The organism is Cytobacillus sp. (assembly GCF_964223445.1).
Lineage (GTDB): Bacteria > Bacillota > Bacilli > Bacillales > Cytobacillaceae > Cytobacillus.
Map to the genome: position 1 here is coordinate 25,925 of NZ_CAXQGS010000133.1, position 25,302 is coordinate 51,226.

General features: G+C 40.4%; 28 protein-coding genes. 17 read left to right on the top strand and 11 right to left on the bottom strand.

Features of this window, described 5'->3' with window-relative positions; translation table 11 throughout:
- Position 1 precedes the first annotated feature (1 nt).
- The 5 genes from ACEQ1T_RS23345 (at position 2) to ACEQ1T_RS23365 (ending at position 5,705) form a co-directional block, all read left to right on the top strand.
- Entirely contained in the window at positions 2–2,995 is a 2,994-nt protein-coding gene (locus tag ACEQ1T_RS23345) for an AAA family ATPase (RefSeq protein ID WP_370224987.1), read from the top strand.
- 174 nt (positions 2,996–3,169) lie between these two features.
- Positions 3,170–3,508 (top strand): CidA/LrgA family protein, encoded by a 339-nt coding sequence (locus tag ACEQ1T_RS23350; protein WP_280516063.1) that lies wholly within the window; start codon positions 3,170–3,172, stop codon positions 3,506–3,508.
- A complete protein-coding gene (locus tag ACEQ1T_RS23355; protein ID WP_206835029.1) occupies positions 3,505–4,194 on the top strand; it encodes an LrgB family protein in 690 nt (229 codons plus the stop codon). Before ACEQ1T_RS23350 ends, ACEQ1T_RS23355 begins: the two co-directional genes overlap by 4 nt.
- Positions 4,195–4,395: 201 nt before the next feature.
- Positions 4,396–5,340: a 3'-5' exoribonuclease YhaM gene (gene yhaM, locus ACEQ1T_RS23360; RefSeq protein ID WP_206835032.1), complete on the top strand. Its 945-nt coding sequence runs from the start codon at positions 4,396–4,398 to the stop codon at positions 5,338–5,340.
- A 179-nt stretch (positions 5,341–5,519) separates the two neighbouring features.
- Complete coding sequence (locus ACEQ1T_RS23365) at positions 5,520–5,705, top strand: sporulation YhaL family protein (RefSeq protein ID WP_206837607.1); 186 nt, start codon at positions 5,520–5,522, stop codon at positions 5,703–5,705.
- Between the two features lie 60 nt (positions 5,706–5,765).
- On the opposite strand, the gene ACEQ1T_RS23370 is transcribed toward ACEQ1T_RS23365, so the two are convergent.
- A complete protein-coding gene (locus ACEQ1T_RS23370) occupies positions 5,766–6,662 on the bottom strand; it encodes a peptidylprolyl isomerase (RefSeq protein ID WP_370224989.1) in 897 nt (298 codons plus the stop codon).
- 360 nt (positions 6,663–7,022) lie between these two features.
- Here ACEQ1T_RS23370 and ACEQ1T_RS23375 point away from each other — a divergent pair, with 360 nt between their 5' ends.
- Together ACEQ1T_RS23375 and ACEQ1T_RS23380 are read left to right on the top strand one after the other, a co-directional pair.
- A complete protein-coding gene (locus ACEQ1T_RS23375; RefSeq protein ID WP_019381424.1) occupies positions 7,023–7,106 on the top strand; it encodes a YjcZ family sporulation protein in 84 nt (27 codons plus the stop codon).
- A gap of 64 nt (positions 7,107–7,170) precedes the next feature.
- A complete protein-coding gene (locus tag ACEQ1T_RS23380) occupies positions 7,171–7,263 on the top strand; it encodes a YjcZ family sporulation protein (protein ID WP_082139012.1) in 93 nt (30 codons plus the stop codon).
- Between the two features lie 74 nt (positions 7,264–7,337).
- On the opposite strand, the gene ACEQ1T_RS23385 is transcribed toward ACEQ1T_RS23380, so the two are convergent.
- The 4 genes from ACEQ1T_RS23385 to ACEQ1T_RS23400 form a co-directional block, all read right to left on the bottom strand.
- A complete protein-coding gene (locus ACEQ1T_RS23385) occupies positions 7,338–7,517 on the bottom strand; it encodes a hypothetical protein (protein ID WP_009331432.1) in 180 nt (59 codons plus the stop codon).
- A gap of 156 nt (positions 7,518–7,673) precedes the next feature.
- Positions 7,674–8,222, bottom strand: a complete 549-nt coding sequence (locus ACEQ1T_RS23390) for a DUF3267 domain-containing protein (protein WP_206835040.1) — start codon at positions 8,220–8,222, stop codon at positions 7,674–7,676.
- A 229-nt stretch (positions 8,223–8,451) separates the two neighbouring features.
- The gene (locus ACEQ1T_RS23395) at positions 8,452–9,027 is read right to left on the bottom strand and encodes an HTH-type transcriptional regulator Hpr (RefSeq protein ID WP_206835042.1); all 576 of its coding nucleotides are present in this window, start codon (positions 9,025–9,027) and stop codon (positions 8,452–8,454) included.
- 288 nt (positions 9,028–9,315) lie between these two features.
- Positions 9,316–9,672: a YtxH domain-containing protein gene (locus tag ACEQ1T_RS23400; RefSeq protein ID WP_206835043.1), complete on the bottom strand. Its 357-nt coding sequence runs from the start codon at positions 9,670–9,672 to the stop codon at positions 9,316–9,318.
- Positions 9,673–9,862: 190 nt separating this feature from the next.
- Between ACEQ1T_RS23400 and ACEQ1T_RS23405 the strand changes: the two genes are divergently transcribed.
- Entirely contained in the window at positions 9,863–10,054 is a 192-nt protein-coding gene (locus ACEQ1T_RS23405) for a hypothetical protein (RefSeq protein WP_009331428.1), read from the top strand.
- Positions 10,055–10,095: 41 nt separating this feature from the next.
- Here the strand turns inward: ACEQ1T_RS23405 and ACEQ1T_RS23410 are convergent, their stop codons facing one another.
- From ACEQ1T_RS23410 to ACEQ1T_RS23420, 3 genes are all read right to left on the bottom strand, one after another.
- Positions 10,096–10,623, bottom strand: coding sequence for a tryptophan transporter (locus ACEQ1T_RS23410; protein WP_370224992.1), 528 nt, complete (start codon positions 10,621–10,623; stop codon positions 10,096–10,098).
- Between the two features lie 128 nt (positions 10,624–10,751).
- On the bottom strand, positions 10,752–11,834 hold the full coding sequence (serC, locus tag ACEQ1T_RS23415) for a 3-phosphoserine/phosphohydroxythreonine transaminase (protein WP_206835048.1): 1,083 nt from the start codon (positions 11,832–11,834) through the stop codon (positions 10,752–10,754).
- A 174-nt stretch (positions 11,835–12,008) separates the two neighbouring features.
- Positions 12,009–12,428 (bottom strand): HIT family protein, encoded by a 420-nt coding sequence (locus ACEQ1T_RS23420; RefSeq protein WP_370224993.1) that lies wholly within the window; start codon positions 12,426–12,428, stop codon positions 12,009–12,011.
- Positions 12,429–13,076: 648 nt separating this feature from the next.
- Between ACEQ1T_RS23420 and ACEQ1T_RS23425 the strand changes: the two genes are divergently transcribed.
- The 3 genes from ACEQ1T_RS23425 (at position 13,077) to ACEQ1T_RS23435 (ending at position 15,819) form a co-directional block, all read left to right on the top strand.
- Positions 13,077–13,817 carry an ABC transporter ATP-binding protein gene (locus ACEQ1T_RS23425; RefSeq protein WP_206835053.1) on the top strand — a complete coding sequence of 247 codons (741 nt, stop codon included), beginning with the start codon at positions 13,077–13,079 and terminating at the stop codon, positions 13,815–13,817.
- Positions 13,810–15,030 carry an ABC transporter permease gene (locus ACEQ1T_RS23430; RefSeq protein WP_206835056.1) on the top strand — a complete coding sequence of 407 codons (1,221 nt, stop codon included), beginning with the start codon at positions 13,810–13,812 and terminating at the stop codon, positions 15,028–15,030. Before ACEQ1T_RS23425 ends, ACEQ1T_RS23430 begins: the two co-directional genes overlap by 8 nt.
- Before the next feature lie 63 nt (positions 15,031–15,093).
- Entirely contained in the window at positions 15,094–15,819 is a 726-nt protein-coding gene (locus tag ACEQ1T_RS23435) for an EcsC family protein (RefSeq protein WP_206835059.1), read from the top strand.
- Between the two features lie 32 nt (positions 15,820–15,851).
- On the opposite strand, the gene ACEQ1T_RS23440 is transcribed toward ACEQ1T_RS23435, so the two are convergent.
- A complete protein-coding gene (locus tag ACEQ1T_RS23440; RefSeq protein WP_370224994.1) occupies positions 15,852–17,057 on the bottom strand; it encodes a M20 family metallopeptidase in 1,206 nt (401 codons plus the stop codon).
- Positions 17,058–17,215: 158 nt separating this feature from the next.
- Here ACEQ1T_RS23440 and ACEQ1T_RS23445 point away from each other — a divergent pair, with 158 nt between their 5' ends.
- Positions 17,216–17,872 carry a phosphatase PAP2 family protein gene (locus ACEQ1T_RS23445; RefSeq protein ID WP_244671091.1) on the top strand — a complete coding sequence of 219 codons (657 nt, stop codon included), beginning with the start codon at positions 17,216–17,218 and terminating at the stop codon, positions 17,870–17,872.
- A 40-nt stretch (positions 17,873–17,912) separates the two neighbouring features.
- Here ACEQ1T_RS23445 and ACEQ1T_RS23450 read toward each other — a convergent pair whose 3' ends face one another.
- Positions 17,913–19,319, bottom strand: coding sequence for a hypothetical protein (locus ACEQ1T_RS23450; protein ID WP_206835069.1), 1,407 nt, complete (start codon positions 19,317–19,319; stop codon positions 17,913–17,915).
- Between the two features lie 240 nt (positions 19,320–19,559).
- Here ACEQ1T_RS23450 and liaF point away from each other — a divergent pair, with 240 nt between their 5' ends.
- The 3 genes from liaF to ACEQ1T_RS23465 are packed head-to-tail and all read left to right on the top strand — an operon-like array spanning position 19,560 to position 22,084.
- Positions 19,560–20,396: a cell wall-active antibiotics response protein LiaF gene (liaF, locus tag ACEQ1T_RS23455; RefSeq protein WP_244671064.1), complete on the top strand. Its 837-nt coding sequence runs from the start codon at positions 19,560–19,562 to the stop codon at positions 20,394–20,396.
- 9 nt (positions 20,397–20,405) lie between these two features.
- Entirely contained in the window at positions 20,406–21,449 is a 1,044-nt protein-coding gene (locus ACEQ1T_RS23460; protein WP_370224996.1) for a sensor histidine kinase, read from the top strand.
- Positions 21,446–22,084: a response regulator transcription factor gene (locus ACEQ1T_RS23465; RefSeq protein WP_206835075.1), complete on the top strand. Its 639-nt coding sequence runs from the start codon at positions 21,446–21,448 to the stop codon at positions 22,082–22,084. The genes ACEQ1T_RS23460 and ACEQ1T_RS23465 overlap by 4 nt, the downstream gene beginning before the upstream one ends.
- A gap of 256 nt (positions 22,085–22,340) precedes the next feature.
- On the opposite strand, the gene ACEQ1T_RS23470 is transcribed toward ACEQ1T_RS23465, so the two are convergent.
- On the bottom strand, positions 22,341–22,850 hold the full coding sequence (locus tag ACEQ1T_RS23470) for an antibiotic biosynthesis monooxygenase (protein WP_206835078.1): 510 nt from the start codon (positions 22,848–22,850) through the stop codon (positions 22,341–22,343).
- Between the two features lie 319 nt (positions 22,851–23,169).
- Between ACEQ1T_RS23470 and hemE the strand changes: the two genes are divergently transcribed.
- Positions 23,170–24,216, top strand: a complete 1,047-nt coding sequence (hemE, locus tag ACEQ1T_RS23475) for a uroporphyrinogen decarboxylase (protein WP_206835081.1) — start codon at positions 23,170–23,172, stop codon at positions 24,214–24,216.
- A gap of 124 nt (positions 24,217–24,340) precedes the next feature.
- Positions 24,341–25,273, top strand: a complete 933-nt coding sequence (hemH, locus tag ACEQ1T_RS23480) for a ferrochelatase (protein WP_206835084.1) — start codon at positions 24,341–24,343, stop codon at positions 25,271–25,273.
- Positions 25,274–25,302: the final 29 nt, after the last annotated feature.

Sequence of the window (25,302 nt, forward strand, 5' to 3'; positions counted from 1 at the left end):
TTTGAGAATTACAGATATACATATTTACGGATATGGAAAGCTTACTGATTTTATACTAAATGATATTCAATCGTTGCAGGTGATCTACGGAGAAAATGAGGCAGGCAAATCTACCATCATGTCTTTTATCCATAGTATCCTTTTTGGCTTTCCAGCAAAGATCCAATCGGAATTAAGGTATGAGCCCAAGGAAGGAGCAAAATACGGCGGCAGGCTTACCGCCATTTTTCCTGATAGAGGGAAGGCGGTCATAGAGCGTGTTAAAGGAAAAGCATCCGGAGATGTCAGTGTCTTGCTTCAGGATGGAACAAGGGGAGGGGATGAGCTTTTACACGATCTCCTTCACCATATTGATAAAGGGCTGTATCAATCTATCTTCTCCTTTAATATCCATGGGCTGCAAAATATAAATCAAATGAAGGGTGAAGATTTGGGGAGGTATTTGTTTTCAGCAGGTTCACTGGGAACGGACCATCTGGTTTCTGCGGAAAACATACTGCAAAAGGAATTGGAAAGCCGCTTTAAGCCGAACGGAAAAAAGCCATCCCTGAATGTAAAGCTAAAAGAAATGAAGCAGCTGCATCAGGAGTTGAAAAAAGCGGAGCAAAATAATGAGCAGTATTGGGCATTGCTTCGTGAAAAAGAAAATCTTGAAAACGATTTAAACAGATTGCATCAGAGACTGGACCAAGCTCAGCAGGAGCTGCTCCGTTTAAAAGAATGGCAGGACCTATATCCATTAATAGCAGAGGAGCAAGAGCTGTTTAAAGAACGGGAAAAATTTACAGACCTTTCCTTCCCCGCAAATGGGCTTGCTCTTTTGGAGAAACTCGAAAGTATGATCCAGCCCCTCGAAGGGCGCAGAGCTAGTCTGGAATCCAGAATAATTATCCTGGAACAGGAGCTGGAGAATAATCAGCCGGATTATTTGCTCCTTAAGCATGAGCATCACATCAATGCAGCTGTTGAAGGGCTGCCGTTTTTAGAGAAGTTAAACCAGGAAGAAAAAGAATTATCAATTAAGCTGGATAATATCACAGAAGAAATTTTAAATATTCAGGAAAGACTTCATCTCCGAATTGATGAACAGCAGCTTGAACAGGCTGACACGAGTGTTTTTATGAAGGAAAAGGTTAATAATGCGCACATTCGCCGAAACCGTCTTCAAGCAATGAAACAGGAATTGGATGATCGATTTATCGATGAAAAGTCAGTGCTGGAAAACACGGAACGAAAAATTGGCGAATTGAAAGAACAGCTTCTTAAGGAAGAGGAACGTTCAGCCATTAAGGAAACATTAAACCACACTGCAGATAGGCATAATATCGAAAAAGAACTGAAGGATACACAGGAGAGACTTCAGTTCCTTCAGATAGCAGAAAAAAAGGAGCAGGAAAAAAGACGGCAGAAAAAATACCAGGAGAAAAGGCAGCTTTTGTTTTTGGGAGTACTTTTTGCCGCTTTGTCCGGCTGGGGAATTTTTAGCCAATCATGGGTGATTGCAGGTGCAGGATTTATAGGTGCAGCCTTTTGTTTTGCCATTGCAAATAAAAAAGAGCCTGAGGGGCAAGACAGCTTCATTAAAAATGAGATAAAAGCTCTGAGTGAAAAGGAACGCTCACTGCTTGATAAATTAAAGCAGCCTGACATTCAGCATGCAGCCAGCCTGGAGGCACAGCTGAAGAAAGACAGCGACCGGCAAAATCAGCTTATCCAATTTCAGTTTCAGCTTGAACAGGCAAATGAAAAATACGAAAAGGTCATTGCTTCTTTTGAAAAATGGGAGAATGAATGTGCCGAACTTGAAAATGAACTGCTGCAGCTGGGTAAACAGCTATTTCTCCCTCATGAAATCTCCAAAACCTTTTTGAGTGAAGCTTTTAATCTGATTGAACAGCTAAAAGCCCTCTACAGGGAAAAGAAATACATTGCTGAAAGAAAGGCATCAGCAGAAAAGGGAATCAATGAGAAGCTCCATGCTTTTCATAAGCTAGAAGTCTTATTGGATAGCGAGCCGGGAAGTGTACAGGAAATCGGCTATCAATTGAAAAAAAGACTAAAGGAAGAAACGGAAAAACATATTAAGCAGGGTGAAAGGGAAGCCGCTCTTCATGAGTTAAAGCTAGAACACAGCACAGTGCTGGCAGAACTTAGCCACTTTCAAAAAGACTACGAACATCAGATTTCCCTTGCCGGAACCGATGCAGCCGAAGAGTACAGGGAAAAAGCTGCTGAAGCACAGAAATTAGCAGAACTGGAAGAACAGATTAAACAGGTCCGCAAGCAAATTAATCTTAACTCTTTTTCACAGAAAGAAATTAATAAATATTCCAATGTGATAAATCCAGAAGCAGAGATCCAGGCTGTCAGCGAAGAAGCTGTTCTGCTTCAGGAAAGGATTCCTGGCTTACAGAGCAAACTTGCAGAGGTCAAATATGAAATTCAAATCCTTGAAGAGGGCGGAACCTATGCAGAACTCCTTCATAGGTTCGCCTTGCTGAAATCTGAGTTTGAAGAAGAAGCAAGGGAGTGGGCAAAATATGCTGCTGCCAAGGATATATTAGATAGAACGATAAACAGTTTTAAAAATGAACGTTTGCCCAAAATTCTGGGAAAAGCAGAGCAATTTCTTTCTTTTTTAACCAATGGCGGCTATGTACGGATTTTTCCTAAAGAAGAAGGAAGCGGGTTTCTTATAGAAAGCAAGACAGGAGCGGTTTTTGAAGCAAAAGAACTGAGTCAGGCGACTGCTGAGCAGATATATGTATCCTTTAGGCTGGCACTCGCCATGACGATTTATGGCAAGTATCCCTTCCCCATTATTATAGATGACAGCTTCGTGAATTTTGATCAAGTCCGAACTGAAAGAATGATTAACCTTTTAAAGAAACTTAAAGGGAGGCAAATTTTATTTTTCACCTGTCATAAGCATCTTCTGCCGCATTTTCAGGAAGAACAAATATATTCGGTTGCAAAGGAAAAGCTGTCTGTCTAATATTACTGGCAGCTTTTTTATATGTATGGTAAGCAAATCTTACAAAAAGTCACAAGTATTATAAAAAGTGTGTAAAGAAACCTTACAAATATCAAGTTTTTTCTTTTTTAATCCAGTAAGATGATAAAAAGCGGTTAGGAAGGAGAAAATCATTTGCCCTGGCTGATTCAAATATTGTTACTCGCTATTTTTCTGATTGCAGGGAATTTTGCGGCTGCGTTTTTTCATATTCCGCTTCCTGGAAGTGTCATGGGGATGCTTATGTTATTACTCTTATTGGTAACTAATTTAATTAAATTAGAATGGATAGAGAAAGCAGCATCTTTTCAAATTAAACACATGACCCTGCTGTTTATCCCCTTTGTCATTGGATTATTTTTATCTCCCAATTTTATTCCTCTATTAAATTTTCATTTCCTTTTGGTGCTGATTCTAAGCAGCTTTTGCTGTTTATTGGGCACAGCGTATTCTGTTCAATTGTATGAGAACATAAGAAGGAGGCGCCAAAAATGAGTTCTGTTTTATTCAATAGTATAGGGTGCATCTTGATGACTCTTGCCAGTTATATCGCAAGCCTGCAAGTTTTCAGGAAGTTTAAGAAGAGCTGGCTAAATCCTTTATACACCGGAACTGCACTCTTGATTATCCTTCTTCTATTGGGCAACATCCCTCTATCAGTATATCAGAAAGGAAGCAGTCTGTTTGAACTGCTCCTCCAGCTTTCGGTTGTCTCGTTTGCGGTTCCTTTATATAAGGAGTGGCCCTTAATGAAAAGACATCTTAAGAAAATATTCTCAGGAGTCTTTGCCGGGACCTCCTTAGGCATATTTTCGGTTTACATTATGTCACAGGTTTTTCACTTTAATCAGGAGGTCATGGCATCTCTTATTCCGCGTTCGGTAACACTCCCGGTAGCCTTAACGGTCTCGGATGGCCTGGGAGGAACCACGGCCTTTACTGTTTTCTTTGTGCTATTTTCTGGTCTTTTTTCCGTTACAATGGGACCAAACCTATTGAAGTGGCTTGGAATAAATAGTAAAGCTGCCAAAGGATTGGCAATGGGTACTTCAGCACAGATGCTGGGAGCCAGCCGTTCACTCATGTGGGGAGAGGAAGAAGGTGCCATGGGGTGTATAGCCATGACAACTTCTGCAATTATCATTTCGTTATTCATTCCAATATTGCTGCTTTTGCTGTAACCCGCAATTATCAAAAAACCCATTCATGAAAAAGTGAATGGGTTTTTATGGCGGACAAAAGACATGATTAATTTAGGAGAGAGCAGGACCTGTGTGGTATACTAGGTTAATAGAATTGCATGTTTAATGAGGCTGCCAAGGATCTGTCTGTTTCTTAGTGCCCTTTTTAAACAACCTCGTGAAGGGAGCGTCGGTGCGCGTATGTCAAAAGGAATTGTTTATTACGAAGTAGGAGAACAAATCGAGCTTTTTCTGCTAATCAAAAGTGCAGCTAAAGGGATTGCAAGTAATGGAAAACCGTTCTTGACCCTAATTTTCCAGGACCAAAGCGGAGAAATTGAAGCAAAGCTTTGGGATGTGTCTGATGATGATGCGAAAAACTACAGCCCTGAAACCATTGTAAAAGTGGCTGGGGATATTTTAAATTACCGTGGACGCAATCAGCTAAGAATCCGCCAAATTCGGCCGGCGTCCCCAACAGACCCGGTCAAACTGGCAGACTTTCTCGAAACAGCGCCCTTAAGTACAGATGAAATGATGAGTAAAATTACTCAATATATATTTGAAATGAAAAATCCGAATATCCAAAGGATTACTCGCCATTTATTGAAGAAGCACCAAAAGGACTTCCTTGAATATCCGGCAGCTACGAAGAATCATCATGAGTTCGTATCAGGTCTTGCCTATCATGTAGTTTCCATGCTGGATTTGGCAAAGGCAATTTCCGGTTTGTATCCAAGCCTGGATAAGGACTTATTGTACGCTGGAGTCATTTTGCACGATTTAGGAAAGATTACAGAACTGTCTGGACCGATTTCAACATCTTACACAATAGAAGGAAACTTGCTTGGACATATTACCATCATGATCAATGAAATTGGAAAAGCTGCTGAGGAACTGGGAATCAGCAGTGAAGAGATCATGATTCTTCAGCATATGGTTTTATCCCATCACGGCAAAGCGGAATGGGGCAGTCCAAAACCTCCGCTTATTAAGGAAGCAGAAATTCTCCATTACATTGATAATATTGATGCGAAAATGAATATGCTCGATAGAGCCCTTGAGAGGGTGAAACCGGGAGAATTTTCCGAGCGGGTATTTGCTCTGGATAACCGTTCATTCTATAAGCCCAGTTTTCATAAATAATTATTGCCATCCTTCCTAATGGGAACGGATGGCTTTTTTATAGATATTCATATAAATTTTGAAGCGGGGTAACTGTCTAGCTCCAGCGCTTTTCTTATTCTTGTCTATCATATTTTTCCTGGTTTAGCATACATTTTTAATAAATGGACAACCATTATGAAAAGAAAGAGGGGAAAATGATGATTCCAATTTGGGTATATTTTGTTGCAGCCGGAATCGTTGTAAGTGCATATATGGCGGTAACGACGGGCAGGGAAGAGAAAAAGGTGGAGCAGGACAGCATTGAACGCGAGGGTGAAATTTATATGAAGCGTCTTGAAAGGGAAAAAGAAGACCGGAAATCCGCTCAGCAATCTGCAGGCTGATTTGAATCAGTATAAAAAACACATAAATAACGGGACTCCAGCATGGAGCCCCGTTATTCACTATTTTTCTTCAGTTCCAGCTTCACCTTCTGCGCCTGCTTTCGGTTCATCAAGAACTCCTTTTAGTTCCTTATCTTTAATATCAACATCAGCAGCCTTTAATTCACGATCCATTGCCTGCTGAATTTTATCGCCGTCAAGCTTGGACACTTTCACTTGATATTCCATTTCCTTCTTCATTTCATCAAATGATTTCTTCTCTTTTTTCTCTGTTACTTGGATGATGTGGAAACCATGCTCAGATTTAACAGGAGCGCTGATTTCGTTCACATCAAGGGCATAAGCAGCCTCCTCGAATTCAGGCACCATTTTACCTGGGCCGAACCAGCCTAAATCTCCGCCATTTGCAGCAGACCCTGGGTCTTTTGAATATTCTTTGGCCAGGTCTTCAAATTTTCCGCCTTCGTCCAGTTTTTTCTTTACTTCGTTTGCAGTTTTTTCATCCTCTACAAGGATATGGCGTGCTTTAATTTCCGGCTTGTAGTTATCATAGTATTCTTTAACTTCTTTTTCTGTTGCTTCAATATCTTTAATAGCTGCTTTTTCCTGAAGCAATCCTGTTTTGAAAGTTTTCTTTAGATCTTCTTCATCCTTATAGCCATATTGCATAAGCGCCATCTCAAAGTTTGCGCCAAGCTGCTGTTTTAGTTCGTCGATTTTCTCATTAAGTTCTTCGTCTGTTACTTCGTATTTATCAGAAAGAACTTTTTCATAAATGAGCTCCTGGAGCGCCTGTTCGCCGTATTTTTCCTTCATTGCTTCATAAAGCTCGTCCTTCGTAATGTTTCCGCTCTTTGTTTCAACGACTACATCTCCTGATTCGCCGCCGTTGCTGGTGCATGCGCTTAATCCAATTACTCCGGCTGCAATGGAGAGGGATAGCATCCATTTTTTCATGTTGAACACTCCTAAATTAATTTTCAATTCGGCTCTGGAGAGCTGGGGCTGGAATTTTTATACATATAAATAACAGCAATTGTCTTCACTGAGCCTGCATTTATCACAATCCCTACTATACCATAAATGTAAAAAATAACAAAAGAAGAAAGTAATGCTTGGTCTATAACACAGTGTTTTTTAAAAAATTTGGGTATTCGCCCATCCCATTCAGGACAATTGTACATATGATACATGGAACCCTCTGATGGGAGGTTTCAAAGCAGCCTAAAAAAGTTAGGATAGCCGGGATAGAAGCCTATCCGATCACAGAGGCAAATGAATAGGATATGGTAGCAACCTGAAGGGGAGGTGTTATCCATGGGTGCTGGATACGGCGGAGGTTTCGCGTTAATCGTTGTATTGTTTATTTTATTAATTATTGTAGGCTGTGCGTGGCTGTAAATCTATGGTGGGCATAGGGTCTATTGAAAGGGCCCTGTGCCGGAATTTGAGAGGAGGCAACCATATGTCTGGAGGACATGGATGCGGCGGAGGTTTTGCGTTAGTTGTCGTGCTGTTCATTTTGTTAATCATCATTGGAGCTTCTTGTTTTTGCTAAGCTTTTGATGTATATATAAAAGCGGCGGAATATTTCCGCCGCTTTTGCTCATTTTTAAGAGCTCTCAGGATATCCTAAGCATACAAGATTTCTACAAAAGAAGAGATTAGCAATATGGTAATAAGAATGTTAATGGTTCTGAATACTTTGGGCTGCCGTTCCTCAGGAATCTCTTTTTGGAGACAAAGCGAATTTGTCATCTTGTTGATATAAAATAAAATAAAAACGGCAAAAATAATAAAGATGGAGATCATCCAAGATTCCCTCCTTGGGCAGTCATATTATTGCTTTTACATGTTTTGTCTGTTATTTACAATATCAAAGTTCACAAAAAAAAGATAGTAATAAAGATTGCCTGTCCGGTAAGTAAAAGGTATCCTTTGTCAGGATACCCGGGATTTATGCTTATGCTACTGGTTCGAATGAAGCAATATCTCAAACCCATCTTCGTTTTCTTCAACATAAGATTGATTTGGGGCATTCAGCACATTTTTGGCGCACACAATGTCAGAAAAAGATAAGCCTGCATGGAAAGCAAACAGGATTATTAAATAATGAACATAGTGCGGAAAAATAAAGCAAGCAGCCAGAAGCATGCTGTTTATAATAAGCATAGGGGCCAGAGTTGCAGTCAGGAAAAGCCGTTTTGAAATAGGCTCCGTTATTCGAATATATATAATTGGCATAAAGCCATATTTAATTGTCAGCTGTTTTTTAACGATACTTCCAAGGTGTGCAATAGGCAGAAAGTGAATCAGCTTATGCACAGGATACATCAGCCATAAACCGGCTGCCAAGAAAATGAAATAATTATCGTAAAAGGAACCTGGCACAAATACATATGTTGCAGGAACATATGTAATTATGAAAGTAGCCAGCATGGTTAAGGAAGACAGTATAAAAAGTCTTTGCGATCCGTATTGCTTCGTGAAGTTAATCGTCTTCCAGCAATTCATCATAAAAATACCTCCAAAAGGAGTAAAATAGTAATCTTTCAAACTCACTTAAGATACTTTACGATGAATAAATAAAAAAATCAATAGGGAATACTAACACATTTTGTCGAATAAAATTTTAATATAATTAAATTAATGTGAAACTGTGAGCAACTGAATTTATAAATACAAAGCGAATATTATGCATTCGCTTTGTAAGGGTTTACATAATGAAGAAAGGAACTTAACTTATTTAAACAAGTTCCTTTTGTGCTGTTGGTTTTTTCTTTAATTTCCCCTCATCTTCATCAAATTGATTTTCAAGATTAGCAAAGGACTTTTCAAAAATCTCCATGAAATCATCACCATATATATTGCGGACTATCGCCATAATTTCAATGATATCTGGAAATTTCCCATACAGTTCCCTTAATGGCATCGCACCTGAGAACACGGCATTTTTCTCAGGTGAATAGGTTTCCATAAGACTTAGCAATACCTTTTCTCCATCCTCAGTCAATTTAATATAGGTATTTCTTTTATCGCTTTCTTTCTTTGAAAACTGAAGAAAACCTCGTTCTTCGAGCTTTTTTGAGAAATTGAATGCAGTTGAAACATGCATTACACCAAATTTGGCAACATCGGAAATCGATGCACCGTTTAAATGATAGGCAATCCATAAAATATGGTGTTCATTAATATTTAAATCGTAGGGTTTTATCCATTGCTGCCAATCTTTTTCTATAGACTTCCACAGGGCTTTACTCAGCTGTGCCACTCGCTGGCTGAAGATCATTGCTTCCTTCATAGAAACTGGTTTATCCGACATTCAAAAATTCACCTACTTTGTAAAATTAATTATTTCTGGTCAAACAGCCAGAAGTTCATTTTTCTTTTCATAGTATCATTATGCCAATAAAACAAAAATTAATAAAGATATAAATTTACAAAATTTTTAGAAATATAATTATATATTTCTATAAAAGGCTTAAGGACAAGGGATGAGAGCTTGTTCAAAGATCTATAAAATTTTGAAGCATTTTCATAATATATTGGTTTTCGTTCAAAAATAAAAAAATCCTTCTTTTTAACTAAAGAAAAAAGAAGGATTTTTTTATTACTTTTTATTTAAATTTGTTTCAAGCTCATGGATGGCTGCTTCAATTTCCTGCAATTCTCTCTGCAGCTTGTGCTGATGGGGAAGGATTTCGTTTTTCCAGTTGCTGATTGAATATTTAATGTCGTTTGAGAATTCCTTAAATGCGGTTTTTCCTTCCTTCGAAGCAAATGATGCTGAGTTCTTTATGGCCAGCAATTCGGATTTTAATTCGCTCAGCTGCTCCTTCAGGGTGTCTGTGGTTTCTTTTAACTGCTGTCTTGTATCCCTTCCTGAAGCAGGTGCGGTCAATAGGGTAGATATGCCGGCTGCAGCGCCGCCTGCTAATAATCCAAGCAATAGCGATTTGGCTTTCATAATGATCACCTCAAAATCTTGTTTATATGTCTATTTTACTGCATTACTCATTTTTATAAAGCAGAAAATGAAAAGTGCCCGTTCCTATATCTATATCACAAAATATAGAAGGGTAAACCATATCCTCATAGCTCCCGGGATACAGGCATACAATTCAGTAGAGGGATATAAAGCGAAAGGGGGAGAGAGGTTGTCCGGAGCGGCGGCTGGGATTTTTGCATTGAGTGTGGTGCTGTTTTTAGGAGGTATTCATTTTTTTCTTTCTATAAAGAAACCCGGAGTCTATCCTCCGAAGTATGTTCTGAAAAAAAGGGCAGCTGCTCTAGCAGCAGGCGGTGCACTGTTGTTCCTGCTGGGAATGATTGTAGGGAGTTTCCAATAATGCAAATATAAAAAGCCCGCTTATTTCGCGGGCTTTGTCTATTACTGGCTGATCGTCTGCTGAGTCAGCTTCGTTCTGTTTGCAATTGATTGTGCTACTGGATAAAGGATAATCATTGCCACCGTGTTAACTGCAGCTGCGGGCAGTACAACTGCTGCAAATAATGCAGCGAATGGCCCTGGCAGTCCGACAATTAGGTATGCGGAAGTTAAAAACACAATTCCGGATACAATTGTTCCTGCTGCTGTTAAGACAGCTGCACTGGCGATATTCTTCCGGAATTTCTGTAAGATCAGGAACATTGCGAAAAAGGTGAATGCAGTAACAGGCTTATCAATAATATTCGGGATTAATCCTCCAGGAAAAGTTGTGGTAAGCCCGGATATCAGGCCTGTAACCAAACCTAAAAGCAAAACGCTTTTGCTGTCTGGATAAAGGATTATGCCCAAAAACATCATGGTAAGCATCATGTCGGGTTTCATCCCAAGAAAGAAGCCTGGAACAACGGCATGAAGCACTGCGCCCATCCCGACTAATAGGGATAAGGCTACTAAATTTTTTGTATTCATTTCTAATCTCTCCTCTGCTATTCTCTGACTAAGCTCTGTTCGTCTCTCCTGCAGTGCACTCTTTGCCTGCAGCGAAAAACTTTAACTCATTATAACACATATACCCGGGATAAAAAGGTGTTATATTTTTAATTTTTATTCTTAAAGGCTTTCATAAATGCGGCCAGTTTTTCAACATGCTGTTCTGGCACAGCATTGTAAATGGAAGCGCGGCAGCCGCCTATGGAACGGTGTCCACCGAGTCCAACAAACCCTGCTTCATTTGCCTGGTGCAGAAATTCCCTTGAGAGGTCCTCTTTATGAAGGTTAAAAGTGACATTCATGAGGGATCTGCTGTCTTTATGAGCATGTCCTATGTAAAAGCCTTCGCTTTCATCTATAACATCATATAGGATTTTTGCCTTCTTTTCATTTGTCTTTTCTATCTGCTGCAGGCCGCCTATCTTATCTGCCCATTCAAGCACCAGGGACAGTAAATAAATAGCCAGAGTTGGAGGTGTGTTATATAAAGAGTTATTATTGGCAAACGTATTATAATTCAGCATTGCAGGGAGCTTTTCTGATGATCTTTGTAATAGTTCTTTTCGGATAATGACTACTGTTACACCGGAAGGGCCGAGATTTTTCTGGGCGCCTGCATAGATCATATCAAATTGTTCCACTTCCAATGGACGGCTTAAAATATCGCTGGACATATCTGCTACAAGTGGTGTTTTTTCATTAGAAGGAAATTCTTTCCATTGGGTACCGTAAATTGTATTGTTGCTGGTAATATGAAGATACGCGGCATTGTCAGGAATATTATCCTGATTGTATGCTGGGATGAAACGGTATTTTTGATCCTTGCTGGAGGCAGAAATAACGGTGTCGCCAATTTTATCTGCTTCTTTTAAGGCTTTCTCCGACCAGGAGCCACTGAGGATATAATGGGCTTCTTGATCTTTTCCCAGCAGGTTCATCGGAACCATTGAAAACTGGAGACTTGCACCTCCCTGGATAAATAGCACCTCATAATTATTCGGAATGGCCAGCAGTTTTCTCAATAGTGCTATTGCCTGATCATGTACTGCCTGATACTCTTTGCTTCTATGGCTTAGTTCCATTATGCCCATCCCGGTATTGCTGAAATTCAGTAAATTCTTTTCCGCTTTTTTTAATACCTCTTCCGGCAGGGCCGCGGGACCTGCATTAAAATTTAGAGCACGGTACATTTTTCTCCCTCCAAAAATATAAAATCAATGTACTATAACGCTGTAAAGAAATAAAGATATTTAATATGTTAACAAAATTTACTGATTTGTACAGAGAAAAAAATGAACATTTTGAAAATTAGGGGATGAAAGAAGCAAAAAAATTCCTCCTGAAGAAACAGGAGGAAGAGGAATTTATAAATGTTTTTTTATAGCTTCAGAAATTTCCTGAAGGTCGGACGCTGAATATTCCGATTGATGTGATTTCCATACAACTCCTAAGCCATCACCTTCGCCGTAGCGGGGAATAAGGTGGGAGTGAAAGTGGAAAACGGTCTGCCCGGCATGTTCACCGTTGTTATTAATTAAATTCAAACCAATGGGATCAAATTCATCTTTGATGGCTCTTGCAATTTCCGGAACAGCTTCGAAATAGCTTCGGGCTGTTTCCGCATCCATTTCATATAAATTTTCTTTATGTACTTTCGGAATGACGAGCGTATGCCCTTTAGTGACCTGGCTTATGTCCAGAAACGCCATCACATGCTCGTTTTCGAAAACTTTGGCTGAAGGAATCTCGCCATTGATTATTTTACAGAAAATACAATCGTTCATTATGTCAGCTCCTAACCAAATATTCTTTTACACAATTCTACCATATTCGCCAAAAAACAAAAAAGTGAAACATATTACTGGGGAAAGGATTATTGCATTGTCCTATTCATAAAATAAAAAGACAGGATTCACTTGGAATCCTGTCTTCGGTGAAGGGGAAGCTTCTATTGGAACGTTTCTGATTCAGGTAAATTCTCTTTAACAAACACCTCATTTATGAATGAATTGTGTTTATCTCTAGAGAAAATCGATCTTTGTTCAATCGGACCATCCCCTTATTTCTTTATATGCATTCACGGGCGTATAAAGCATGGATGATAGTCTTTAACAAACACCTCATTTATAAAATGACTTAGTGACCACTTTCGGGTGAAGCGATCAAGTGTTTAAGATCATCAGGTTTCATGTGCAATGCAACCATCCCCTTATTAGGAACGTTTGAAGCTTATACTGAAAGGAAACTGTCTGCGACAGACACCTCATTTCAAGTTTTGATCATCTGAATGTTGTTCAAATGATTTGTTTCCCCTTCATAGATTAGAATGTCCGGATTCGGGATTTATATGCAGGGATTTTCCCCAAACTGGACAATATCCTCTGGCTTTTTTTACAATGGTCTTACATATATAGTAGGAAGGACGTTGAAAAATGGCGCTGCTCGAAATTAAAAACGTTACCGGCGGCTATACAAGAAACCCGGTTTTGAAGGATGTCTCCTTTGATGTGGCAGAAAAAGAAATTGTCGGCCTGATTGGTCTTAACGGAGCCGGAAAAAGTACGACCATCAAACATGTAATTGGTTTAATGGAACCAAAGGAAGGCGAAATAACGATCAATGGCACGCTATTCCTTAAGGATAAGGAAGGGTATCGCAAGCAATTCACCTTTGTTCCGGAAACGCCGATTTTATATGATGAATTAACACTGGAAGAACATTTGCGTCTAACAGCCATGGCATACGGCCTGCCTGAAGCAGACTATAAATCAAGAGTGGCGACACTCCTAAAGGAATTCAGAATGGAAAAAAGACTGAAGTGGTTTCCTGCCCATTTTTCTAAAGGGATGAAACAAAAGGTAATGATTATGTGCGCCTTTCTGGTGCAGCCTTCATTATACATTGTTGATGAACCGTTTGTAGGTCTTGACCCGCTGGGCATTCAATCACTTCTTGATTTGATGAAAAAAATGAAAGAAAGCGGTTCAGGCATCCTTATGTCCACTCATATACTGGCAACTGCTGAAAGATATTGTGATCGTTTTGTGATTTTGCATGAAGGAAAAGTGAGGGCGAAGGGAACTTTAGCAGAGCTGCAGCAGCAATTTGCTATGCCGGGAGCAACCCTTGATGATTTATATATCCAGCTCACAAAGGAAGAAGATTATGTTTGATGAAAAACAATTATGGAAGGAGAGATTCGGGAGGACAGTCAAAGAGCTTTCCCGCTATCTCCGCTATATTTTTAATGGCCATATTGTCATTGTCATGGTGTTCCTTCTGGGCACTGCCGCTTTTTATTATCAGGAGTGGATAAAGGCACTACCCAGTCATTTTCCTGCTGCAGCGGTAATGGCAATTATTTTAGCTCTTCTGGTTACATACAGTCCGATTTATACATTTTTTTCTGAGGCGGACAAAATTTTTCTTCTGCCGCTTGAAGATAGGCTTTCAGGTTATTTTAGACGTTCCCTGGCAGTCAGCTTTTTAGTGCATGCATACATCCTGGTATTGGGGCTGGGGATTTTTATGCCCTTGTATGCCAGAGTGAATGATGGCAATTTTAAAACGTTTTTACCTTTTCTGCTTATTTTGCTGTCGTTAAAAATTGTCAATTTGCTGATCCGCTGGAAGATACAATATTACATCGAAACAAGCGTGCTTATTCTGGATGCATGTGTGCGTTATGCAATAAACACTGTGTTCCTATATTTTCTTTTTAGCGGTGCCTCCCCCATTTTTATGCTGGCGGCAGGCGTGCTCCTCCTTCTGCTGTATTTGTTCTTTAGTGTGAAATCCAGGGATAAAGGACTAAAATGGGAGTTTTTGATTGACCAGGAAGAGCGGAGAATGACGTCTTTTTACAGGCTTGCCAATATGTTTACAGATGTTCCAAAGCTTAAAGATCGTGTAAAAAGGCGGAGATGGCTTGATTGGCTGCTATCTGGCATTCCTTTCAAACAAGATGCAACGTTTAAAAACCTTTTTGTCCGAACGTTTCTCCGTTCTGGTGATTACTTCGGTCTTTTCATTCGTTTAACGTTCATTGGTGCTGGAGCGATTTATTTAATTTCGTATGGAATGGGACAAATACTGCTTGTACCGCTCTTCATGTACTTAACAGGCTTTCAGCTCCTGCCTCTATGGAATCATCATCAGGATAAGCTGTGGGTGAATTTATACCCGGTTAAAGGGGACATAAAGGAGAATTCCTTTAAACAGCTGCTTACAGGCATCCTATATGTTCAGGCACTTCTCTTATCGCTGGCTGTCCTAGCCAATGGCGGCTGGATGGCATCACTGCTGTCTTTGGCATTAGGGATTTTATTTGCATATGTATATACTCATTTCTATATTCAGAAACGGCTGGCGGGCAGCCGGGTATAAAATGAAACCATTTCTGTCTGGCATACGTATGTATAGTCATCCTGAATGAAGGCAGGTATGAAAATGAGGGAGTATGAATTAAAAGCGTATCACGAAATTGAAGAGTGGAAGAGACGAATTAACAAGCGCTCCAGTATGCTGAATCGCCTTTCGAAAAAAGCTCAAACAAAGGTAAATAGTATAATACCTGAAAAAGCTCATCAAATTATTACAGACAGCATAAAGAATATGGTGAAGGCAACCCTGATTGGATCAAATGCCACCACCAGAAAAAAACCATCTGCCAGCCGCGGCCTTGATGCGATGGATCACATGCTTGAAGAGAAGGTTTCGACCTACCGCAAAACAGCTGCGGTCGAAGGTGCCGGGACTGGGGCAGGGGGAATTCTCCTTGGCCTGGCAGACTTTCCTTTACTGCTGAGCATAAAGATGAAATTTCTTTTTGAAGCTGCCGCCGTATATGGATTTGATACAAATGATTATGAAGAGCGCTTGTTTCTCCTGCACGTCTTTCAGCTCGCATTTTCCAGTGATGAAAAAAGGAAAGAAACCTTGAAGCTGATTGAAGAATGGGATGACCGTAAGGAAGCATTAGGAGACATGGACTGGAAGGTATTTCAGCAGGAATACCGTGATTATATCGACTTCGTTAAGATGCTCCAGCTTGTGCCCGGTATAGGTGCTGCTGTTGGAGCGTATGCAAACTATAATTTGCTTGATCATTTAGGTGAAACCGCTAAAAATGCTTATCGTCTTCGGATATTAAAGACAGCCCCAAGACCTGATTAGGCTTGGGGCTGTCTTCTCGGACTTTCTCCTTGCTATCCTACCTCAACAGAATCCTTGTTTTCCTGAAAGCTATGATAGTTTAAAGCTGCTGCTCCCAATGTTTTAGCTGCGATCAGCATGGCTTTTTCATCGATATCAAACTTTGGATGATGGTGCGGGTAATTTTCAACTGTGCTTTCCGGTCTTGCACCTGTAAAGAAGAAGGTGCCTTTCACATGCTGCAGGTAATAAGCGAAATCTTCTCCGCCCATCTCAGGGTCTGTCTCTTCCACCCATTTGACTCCATAAATTTTCCCTGCTAGATCAGCCAGGTATTCGGTTTCTTTTTTATGATTCACAACAGCAGGGTAGCCTCTATGGAATTGATACTCATAAGCGCTGTCTGCTGTGTAGCATGTTCCTTTTACTATGCGCCCGATTTCCTCTTCGATATTATTGCGGACTTCTTCGTTAAATGTGCGGACGGTGCCGATCAATTTTGCTCTATCGGCAATTACATTAAATGCGTTATCAGCTACAAATGATCCAACTGTTACAACTGCAGAATCAATTGGATTTACTTTTCTGCTGACGATTTGCTGAAGATTGACGACCAGCTGAGACGCTGTTACAATCGCATCTTTTGTTTTGTGAGGCTGTGCTCCATGCCCGCCTTTTCCTTGGATGGAAACTTCAAATCTGTCTGCTGCTGCCATAATTGGACCCACTCTATATTGAATTTTCCCTGTTGGTTCGGATGCCCACAGGTGAGTTCCAAAAATGGCATCGACTCCCTCAAGGCAGCCATCTTCGATCATCGATTTTGCTCCGCCTGGGGCATATTCCTCAGCGTGCTGGTGAATCATGACATATGTACCCTCTAATTCATCGCGAAGTTCATTGAGTGCCTTTGCCAGCACAAGCAAAGTTGCTGTGTGTCCATCGTGTCCACAAGCATGCATAACACCCGGTACCAATGATTTATATGGGACATCCTTTTCATCCTGGATAGGCAGTGCATCAAAATCTGCTCTTAAAGCGATGGTTTTTCCTGGTTTGCTTCCATGGATCGTAGCAACTACTCCATTTCCTCCTACATGTCCACGGACTTCAATACCCAGATTTTCATAATAGGTTTTTATATAGTGAGCAGTTTTTTCTTCCTTAAAGGATACTTCAGGGTTTTGATGAAGATAGCGGCGGATGGAGACCATTTCATCGTAATAGCCTTCCAGATTTTTAAATAATGTTTCGGACATGATTCCCTCTCCTGTCTGCATAATTTTTTCATTATTATAACATTCTTTAATAGGTTAAAGGAAAAAATCTTTTTTTTCCAAACTTAACATAATAAAAGTGAAGAAGAGATGTTACTATAAATTAAAGTGCAATATGGGAGGTATTAGTAAGGTTGGAAATGCATAAATCTAAATGGGCATACTTTTTCCTGGCTGTATCATCAGCAGTTTTTCTATATTTTTTGGCTGCTGTTAATAACGGAACATCACTGGATTTTGATCGTTATTTTTCGAAATATTTTACAGGTTTGTTTTCAGAAAACACCCATCCATTTTTTGAAGTCATGGACAGTTTGGGTGATAAAGCCGGTGTTGGAATCATCACATTAGCATTCTTATTGTGGCTTTGGCTTAAATATAGGAATTATGAAGCGATGGCAGCAGTTGTTTTTGCTGTGGCAGCGGGAAATGAAGTAAATAAGTGGCTTAAAGAGGCTATTGGAAGGCCGCGCCCTGAACAGGAACATCTGGTTAATGTTGCGAGTCTAAGCTTCCCGAGCGGACACGCTATGATTGGGATGATTCTGTATACATCTATTGCCTATTTCATAATTATAGAACTAAAATCCAGGTCTGCGAAATGGCTGACGGCAATTATAGCTGGCATTTGGATTTTCCTAATGGGAATCAGCCGGATTGTGATGGGTGTACATTATCCGTCAGATATTGCAGCCGGATTTGCAGCCGGATATATTTGGGTATTCATTTCAATTTCCCTTTACGCGGCACTAAAGTTAATGTTCAGTAGAAATTCACCCAAAAGAGAATCGGCATAAAAGCAAAGAGGCTATCGCCAGATAGTCTCTTTGCTGCTTTTTAAATGAGGAACATGGCTGCAATAGTTGTCACAATTAACCCAATTGTCACCGGAAGCAAATTCCTGCGAGCCAGTTCAAAAGCGTCTACATTACAGATGGCAGCTGCAGGGATGAGGGCCCAAGGAACAAGCGTACCGCCGCCTACCCAGATTCCGGCTACCTGACCTAGAGCTGTTAGGGTTGCTGCACCTGTGCCTATGGCAGCTGCGAAAAGGCTTGCAATCGAGCCGGCCAGCGATATGCCGGAAAAACCAGATCCGTCCAGGCCGGTAATGGCGCCAACCACTGTTAATGTAATGGCGCCTACTTCCTTGCTTAAAGGTACAGCTGAAGCAAGGCCAACTCCAAGATCATTAACGATTCCGTGAGAGTCTTTTGGCAGAAAGTCTCCTATCATTTGGGTAAATCCAGCATCCCCCAGATAAAAGAAAGCTGCAATTGGAATTACAGGTCCAAATACCCTAAAACCAAACTGGAAGCCTTCAACTAAATAGCCAGTTGTTTTTTCAAGGCCTTTATTGCGATGGGCAGTTAGCGTAATCATCAGAAGGATGAAAATCGATGTCCCGCCTACTAAAGCAGTTGCATCACCGCCCTGGAGGTCCAGTGCAAACATGGCAGCTACATCAGCAGCAAATAAAACAGGAATGAATACGGCGAAAAAACGCTTTTGATGAAGTGTTAGCAGATGTTGTTGACTGGCGTCAGATTGAAGTTCAGCAGGGGTATCCACGGTGAGTCCTGTTGCTGCAGTGAGCTTTCCACTTTTCATGTCTCTCTTAATAAGATAAAAAGCTGTAATAGTTGTCACTGCCCCCATAATAATAACAAGCGGAATACTGGCTGATATGACTTCCCCGACAGGAAGCCCTGCTGCATCGGCAGTTAACTTCGGTGCAGCCTGGATTATAAAATCCCCAGATAGTGCAATACCGTGCCCGAATAGGTTCATGGCCATTGCCACGCCCAAAGCAGGCAATCCAACCCGAATGGCCACTGGAAGAAGTACTGCCCCCATTAATGCAACTGCAGGAGATGGCCAAAAAAACCATGAGATGACCATCATCAAAATCCCAATTGTCCAGTAGGCAAGTGCTGGTGTTCTGATTAATTTGGTAAAAGGAGAGATCATGACATCATTAATTCCAGTTATGGTCAGTGTCCGGCTCATAGCGACGATTATCGAAATGACCAGTATTGTGGAAAGGAGTTCTGTAATGGCAAATATAAAACTGGTAAAAATACTGCTGACTGAACTGCTTAAGGAGCCGGTAGCCGTTATGGCAATTAAAAAGATGCCTGCAATACAGACAAGAGTTGTATCTCTCCTCATAATCATGAAACCAATGATAAACAGAATAAATAGAACATATATCCAATGGATGGCTGTCAGTTCAACTCCCATCTAAAGTTTCCCCCTTTCATAATTGCATAAGTGAAGAAGCGATTTAGGCTAATCACCCAAATTGGAATGTAGTACAGAATATGACGGAAAGAAATAAATGGTGATATGGATTGTATCCGTCCGGAGGCGGAGGCTGAACCACTCTGCGGAATGTTTCCATAAAATAGCTGAGTGATAAAATGATTATATTGGAGGAAAAGTTTTCTATTTTATCGAATACAAGATTAGGAGAAAAGAAGGATGGGAACGCCTATGAGATACAGGTCAGTTAATCAGATAATCTTCGCGGTAACTTTATCAGCAGTTGGAGTTTTGCTTCTGCTTATGAACATAGGTGTCATTTCCTTGGAAATAAAAGAGGTATTTGTCGTAATTTACCCATTTATTCTATTGGCTGCAGGATGCCATTATCTGCTGTCATACATGTTGAAAAAAAGCCGGAGCGGAGTGTTTCCCGGGTTATTTCTAATGGTATTTTCATTTCTATTAATCCTTGATCGTTTCGAAGTAATTGAATTCAGGTTTATGGAAATATGGAAACTCTGGCCCCTGTTTCTTATTTTTTTCGGCATTAGTATTTTATTGAAACGAGATCGTTTAAAGATTCATTTTGAACAGGATTTTCCGGCAGATATATATGAAAAAAACAAAGGTGCAGCTGAGAAGAAGGTTATTAATATCTCTAAATACGAAAGCCCGCAGCCGCTTAAAAATATAAGAGGTTTTTCGATTGGCGATGTGGATTTTAAACAGCCAAATTGGTCTCTGGAGCCAATGGATTTATATACAATGATCGGTGATTACTTTATTGATTTCAGCAAGGCTTTCATCCCGGAGAAAGAGACACCTGTTATTGTAAGAGGCTGGATTGGGGATGTAAAAATGATCATCCCTGAAAACATTCCGGTGATGATCCAGTCAAATATTAATATAGGAGATATCCGCATTTTTGATCAAAAGACAGGTGACGTTAACCGCAGTCTTCAATATAAGTCACCCGGTTACGATGAAGCATCAAGAAAGCTGAAAATTGCTGTACAAGTAAAAATTGGATCCATCCGGATCGATAAAGTATAGGGGTATGTGATGAGAAAAACCGGAATCAGGTATTGGTTTATACAGAGTTTCATTATGATGGCCGTTATAAGTTCATTAATCTTTTTTGTCGGATTACAGGTGTATCTATTTTATAATCCTGAATCGCCAATGACGATAAAGGGCACCTTCTGGCTTTTTTTGTATGCTTTAACCATTTTACTGCTTACGGGAGCCTACTTTGGGCTAAAGGGCAGCTACTTAATTAAAGGCAGACTCGGTGATATTTTATTATTTGTTTCAACATTAAGGAGCGGCAAGTATGCTGATCGGATGGAATCTTATGAAAAAGATGAGATAGGGTTAATTTCAGATGAACTGAATCAGCTGGCGGAAAATATCCAGGAGCAGGTTTTTTCCATGCAGCGCCTTGCTGATGAAAAGTCCATCCTGGCACAAACAGCCCATTCAGCTGCCGTGATGGAAGAACGACAGCGTCTGGCAAGGGATCTGCATGATGTAGTGAGCCAGCAGCTTTTCGCTTTGAGTATGATGTCTTCAGCTGCCCTAAGAGTTTTTGATTTGGATAGTGATAAAGCAAGGGAGCAGTTAAATGAAATCTCTGAAATCGCTTCAAAAGCACAGGGGGAAATGAGGGCACTTCTTCTCCATTTGAGGCCTGTGCAGCTGAGTGATGACAGGCTTTGCAATGGAATTATTAAACTTATACAGGAGTTAAAGGCAAAGACAAACATCGATTTTCACGCAAGCATTGATGAGATCGAAAATCTTTCGAAAGCAGCGGAAGAGCATTTGTTTAGAATTGTGCAGGAAGCGCTATCCAATGTGCTCCGCCATGCTGATGCAGGGAATATAAAAATAACCTTAACGGAAGAAGAAGATTACATTTATCTTTTTATTGCAGATAATGGAAAAGGGTTTAATCCTCATAAAGAGAGGATAACCTCCTATGGGCTGAAGACAATGAGTGAACGCTGCGAGGAAGTTGGCGGAATATTCAAAATACGTTCTAAGGAAAACGAAGGAACCTATATAGATATTAAAATTCCGGCAAAAGGGGAGAGGCTGAAATGATCAGGGTTGCTGTAGTGGATGATCATGAAATGGTAAGAAAAGGAATCATTTCTTATTTGGCAACTGAAGCTGGCATAGAGGTGATTGGGGAAGCAGAGAGCGGAAATGAAGCTGTAAAGCTTGTACTCAAAGAACGGCCGGAAATCGTTCTGATGGATCTGCTGATGGAGAATGGGAATGGAATTGAAGCGACTAGGGAGATTTTAAAAAGCTATCCTGGATGCAAAATTATAATCATAACCAGCTATTACGATGATGAACAAGTTTTCCCGGCAATTGAAGCGGGGGCGTTCAGCTATATGCTTAAGACGGCAAATGCTGCTGAGGTTGTGAATGCAATTAAGAAAGCTGCGAAAGGAGAGCCTGTTATTGAATCAAAGGTTGCGGGGAAAATGGTAAGCCGTTTCAGAGAAAAAGAAAAAAAGCCTCATGATGATTTAACTGAAAGGGAGTTTGATGTCCTGCTCTGCATTGGAGAAGGGATGACAAATCAGGAAATAAGTGAAGAATTGTTCATTGGCATCAAAACAGTCAAAACACATGTAAGCAATATCCTCAGTAAACTGGGCGTTACTGACCGTACACAGGCAGCGGTTTATGCCAATCGAAATGGCATAATTAAAAAGCAGGCATAGAGAAGGATGAGCTGATGCAGCTCATCCTTTTTTAAATTATAATATTGTTTGAATTCTTAAGTTAGGTAATTGTCTAGCTCCAGCGTCTACCCCCTCGAGGTCACAAGCCAATCCTCCCAAAAAGGCAAAGGACGCCTTTCCGTAAGGCTTGTCTTGTGCTTGGGGCCCCCAGGATGGGGGTCATGCAGACGTTGCCACAGGACGTGGCGTTCTTAGTCTGCGTTCCTTCGTGGGCAAGGCGCTTACGCTTTTCTTATTACTCTTCTTCAGGGATATAATATTGGGTTACATATGAAGGGCTGGAGAATATATTCGGTGTCTTATCGATGCCGCTTTCCGTCCCGCGTTTTTCATGTACTTTATCATATGCTTTGGAATTCTGCCAGTTCTTAAAGGATTTTTCATCCCGCCATAGAGTTAGAATGATATATGTGTTTGATTCAAGAGGCCGCAGAACCCGAATGGCTGCAAAACCCGGTTCATTTTCGATAAGTCCTGCCCTGTTTTTAAAACGGTGTTCAAAAAGCGGCCTGCCTTCATCTGTAACTGGAATATTATTCAGCACTGCAAACCCTGCATCCGTAAATGCCCCGGAAGAATCAATTACTTCATAGGATCTGGGTTCTTTAAAAATCGAGGCGCCTGCCGTTTCATGGATTAATAAGGCACTCTCAGTATTCTGCATTGCAACCATAGTTTCATCGGAGTGCTTTTCCTCAATTTTTTTCAAAAAATCGTAAGTTCCTCTTGCCATATATATCTTCATTTTTTCTCACTCCACCTGGAAAAGATTTATAGTGTTCTTTGAAGGTCAATTAGTGAATGCATCATGCTATTAATAGAATCTTCATTTAAAACACTTCATTAAAAAATTTGAATTTTTACTGTGCTAATATCCTTACAATCTTTAATTTTCCCTTATTTAGACAGTTAAAAACGTCAAATTTTTGACATTTAGCCTTCAAATCTATACAAAAACAGAGAAAAAAGGATATAGTCATAAAGGTAGATACTGGCGATTTCTAATTTTGGTATATATATATTACAATAATACGCAGACAAGTCTTGAAAGGTGGTAAAATTTAATGAAAAACTCATTTAATGATACATTTCTGAAGGCCGCAAGGGGGGAACAGACAGATTATGTTCCTGTTTGGTATATGCGGCAGGCTGGCCGCTCGCAGCCGGAATATAGAGCGATAAAAGAAAAATACTCCCTTTTCGAAATAACACACCAGCCTGAGCTTTGTGCTTATGTTACAAGGCTGCCGGTAGAGCAATATAACAATGATGCTGCCATTCTTTATAAAGATATTATGTCACCGCTTCCAGCCATTGGGGTTGATGTGGAAATAAAATCAGGAATCGGCCCTGTTATTTCAAATCCAATCCGTTCCATAGCGGATGTAGAGAAGCTTGGGGAAATAAATCCTGAAGAGGATGTTCCATATGTCCTGGATACTATTAAGCTTCTTACTCAAGAGCAATTGACTGTGCCTCTAATCGGTTTTGCCGGGGCTCCATTTACTCTTGCCAGTTATATGATTGAAGGCGGACCATCAAAGAACTACAACAAAACGAAAGCATTCATGTATGCAGAGCCTAAAGCCTGGTTCGCTTTAATGGATAAGCTTGGTGAAATGACTATTACATATGTGAAATCCCAGGTCAAAGCAGGTGCAAAAGCCATCCAGATTTTCGATTCATGGGTTGGCGCATTAAATGTGGAGGATTACCGCTATTTTATTAAGCCAGTAATGAATCGCATTTTCTCTGCCTTAAAAGAAGAGAATGTCCCGCTGATCATGTTCGGAGTTGGTGCTAGCCACCTGGCTATGGAGTGGCATGATCTGCCGCTTGATGTAGTTGGGCTGGACTGGAGACTTCCAATTCAGGAAGCAAGAGCAAAAGGAATTACAAAAACGGTTCAAGGCAATCTTGATCCAGCTATCCTGCTTGCCCCTTGGGAAGTAATTGAGGAAAAAGCAAAAGGTATTCTGGATCAGGGAATGGCTCAGCCGGGTTATATATTCAATCTTGGGCATGGTGTTTTTCCTGAGGTTAATCCGGACACATTAAGAAAATTAACAACTTTTATTCATGAATACTCTGCTTCAAAATTAAGCAAGTAGCCTCCGGTTTTCTTTAAGCGATAGCATGCAGCATTTGCATATTGCTATGAGCATTAGTTTTGGTAATCGATTTGTTTTTTGGCACAATAAAAACTGGAGACAGATAGAATTTGAGGTGGATGACATGGGTAAAAAGACAATGGGTTTACTTGTAATGGCTTATGGAACTCCCTATAAGGAAGAAGACATTGAGCGTTACTATACACATATCCGCAGAGGAAGAAAGCCTTCTGAGGAAATGCTTGAAGATTTAAGAAGCAGATATGAAGCGATTGGCGGAATATCACCGCTTGCAGAAATCACCAAAGTTCAGGCTGAAAAACTTGAACAGCATTTAAATGAAGTTCAGGACGATTATGAATTCAGAATGTATTTAGGGTTAAAGCATATTGAACCTTTTGTAGAAGATGCGGTTAAACAAATGCATGAGGATGGGATTGAAGAGGCTGTCAGCATTGTTCTTGCACCGCATTTCTCAACCTTTAGCGTAAAATCATATAATGGCAGAGCCAAAGAAGAGGCTGAAAAGCTTGGCGGTCCTGTAATAAAATCAGTTGAAAGCTGGTATAAAGAACCTAAGTTTATCAAATATTGGGCCGATCGTGTAAAGGAAACATTCGATAAAATGCCTGCTGAAGAAAAAGATTCTGCAGTGTTAATTGTTTCTGCACACAGTTTGCCGGAAAAGATTCTGCAATCAGGGGATCCATATCCGCATCAGCTGCAGGAAACAGCTGATCTCATTGCCGAACAGGCTGGAGTCAAAGATTATGCCGTTGGCTGGCAAAGTGCAGGAAACACACCTGAGCCTTGGCTAGGTCCTGATGTGCAGGATTTGACAAGAGACCTTTATGAAAACAAGAGCTACAGGGCATTTGTGTATACTCCTGTCGGCTTTGTTTCAGATCATCTTGAAGTGCTGTACGACAATGACTATGAATGCAAAGTTGTCACTGATGAGCTGGGTGCAAGCTATTACCGTCCAGAAATGCCAAATTCACAGCCAGAGTTTATTGATGCGATGTCTGATGCCATTTTTAAGTTGCTGAATAGATAAGCAAAAAATTAGAAAAGAAGGCGATTTAC

Bases quoted from the DNA above. Each gene is read 5' to 3' on its own strand.
- ACEQ1T_RS23445 (WP_244671091.1), top strand. From the start codon at position 17,216: ATGCATAAATCTAAATGGGCATACTTTTTCCTGGCTGTATCATCAGCA.
- ACEQ1T_RS23390 (WP_206835040.1), bottom strand. From the start codon at position 8,222: ATGATGAATTGCTGGAAGACGATTAACTTCACGAAGCAATACGGATCG.
- ACEQ1T_RS23420 (WP_370224993.1), bottom strand. From the start codon at position 12,428: ATGAACGATTGTATTTTCTGTAAAATAATCAATGGCGAGATTCCTTCA.
- ACEQ1T_RS23380 (WP_082139012.1), top strand. From the start codon at position 7,171: ATGTCTGGAGGACATGGATGCGGCGGAGGTTTTGCGTTAGTTGTCGTG.
- ACEQ1T_RS23375 (WP_019381424.1), top strand. From the start codon at position 7,023: ATGGGTGCTGGATACGGCGGAGGTTTCGCGTTAATCGTTGTATTGTTT.
- hemE (WP_206835081.1), top strand. From the start codon at position 23,170: ATGAAAAACTCATTTAATGATACATTTCTGAAGGCCGCAAGGGGGGAA.
- ACEQ1T_RS23400 (WP_206835043.1), bottom strand. From the start codon at position 9,672: ATGAAAGCCAAATCGCTATTGCTTGGATTATTAGCAGGCGGCGCTGCA.
- ACEQ1T_RS23410 (WP_370224992.1), bottom strand. From the start codon at position 10,623: ATGAATACAAAAAATTTAGTAGCCTTATCCCTATTAGTCGGGATGGGC.
- liaF (WP_244671064.1), top strand. From the start codon at position 19,560: ATGGGAACGCCTATGAGATACAGGTCAGTTAATCAGATAATCTTCGCG.
- hemH (WP_206835084.1), top strand. From the start codon at position 24,341: ATGGGTAAAAAGACAATGGGTTTACTTGTAATGGCTTATGGAACTCCC.
- ACEQ1T_RS23395 (WP_206835042.1), bottom strand. From the start codon at position 9,027: ATGTCGGATAAACCAGTTTCTATGAAGGAAGCAATGATCTTCAGCCAG.
- ACEQ1T_RS23440 (WP_370224994.1), bottom strand. From the start codon at position 17,057: ATGTCCGAAACATTATTTAAAAATCTGGAAGGCTATTACGATGAAATG.
- ACEQ1T_RS23425 (WP_206835053.1), top strand. From the start codon at position 13,077: ATGGCGCTGCTCGAAATTAAAAACGTTACCGGCGGCTATACAAGAAAC.
- ACEQ1T_RS23460 (WP_370224996.1), top strand. From the start codon at position 20,406: ATGAGAAAAACCGGAATCAGGTATTGGTTTATACAGAGTTTCATTATG.
- ACEQ1T_RS23370 (WP_370224989.1), bottom strand. From the start codon at position 6,662: ATGAAAAAATGGATGCTATCCCTCTCCATTGCAGCCGGAGTAATTGGA.
- ACEQ1T_RS23385 (WP_009331432.1), bottom strand. From the start codon at position 7,517: ATGATCTCCATCTTTATTATTTTTGCCGTTTTTATTTTATTTTATATC.
- ACEQ1T_RS23355 (WP_206835029.1), top strand. From the start codon at position 3,505: ATGAGTTCTGTTTTATTCAATAGTATAGGGTGCATCTTGATGACTCTT.
- ACEQ1T_RS23365 (WP_206837607.1), top strand. From the start codon at position 5,520: ATGATTCCAATTTGGGTATATTTTGTTGCAGCCGGAATCGTTGTAAGT.
- yhaM (WP_206835032.1), top strand. From the start codon at position 4,396: ATGTCAAAAGGAATTGTTTATTACGAAGTAGGAGAACAAATCGAGCTT.
- ACEQ1T_RS23450 (WP_206835069.1), bottom strand. From the start codon at position 19,319: ATGGGAGTTGAACTGACAGCCATCCATTGGATATATGTTCTATTTATT.
- ACEQ1T_RS23465 (WP_206835075.1), top strand. From the start codon at position 21,446: ATGATCAGGGTTGCTGTAGTGGATGATCATGAAATGGTAAGAAAAGGA.
- ACEQ1T_RS23435 (WP_206835059.1), top strand. From the start codon at position 15,094: ATGAGGGAGTATGAATTAAAAGCGTATCACGAAATTGAAGAGTGGAAG.
- ACEQ1T_RS23470 (WP_206835078.1), bottom strand. From the start codon at position 22,850: ATGAAGATATATATGGCAAGAGGAACTTACGATTTTTTGAAAAAAATT.
- ACEQ1T_RS23430 (WP_206835056.1), top strand. From the start codon at position 13,810: ATGTTTGATGAAAAACAATTATGGAAGGAGAGATTCGGGAGGACAGTC.
- serC (WP_206835048.1), bottom strand. From the start codon at position 11,834: ATGTACCGTGCTCTAAATTTTAATGCAGGTCCCGCGGCCCTGCCGGAA.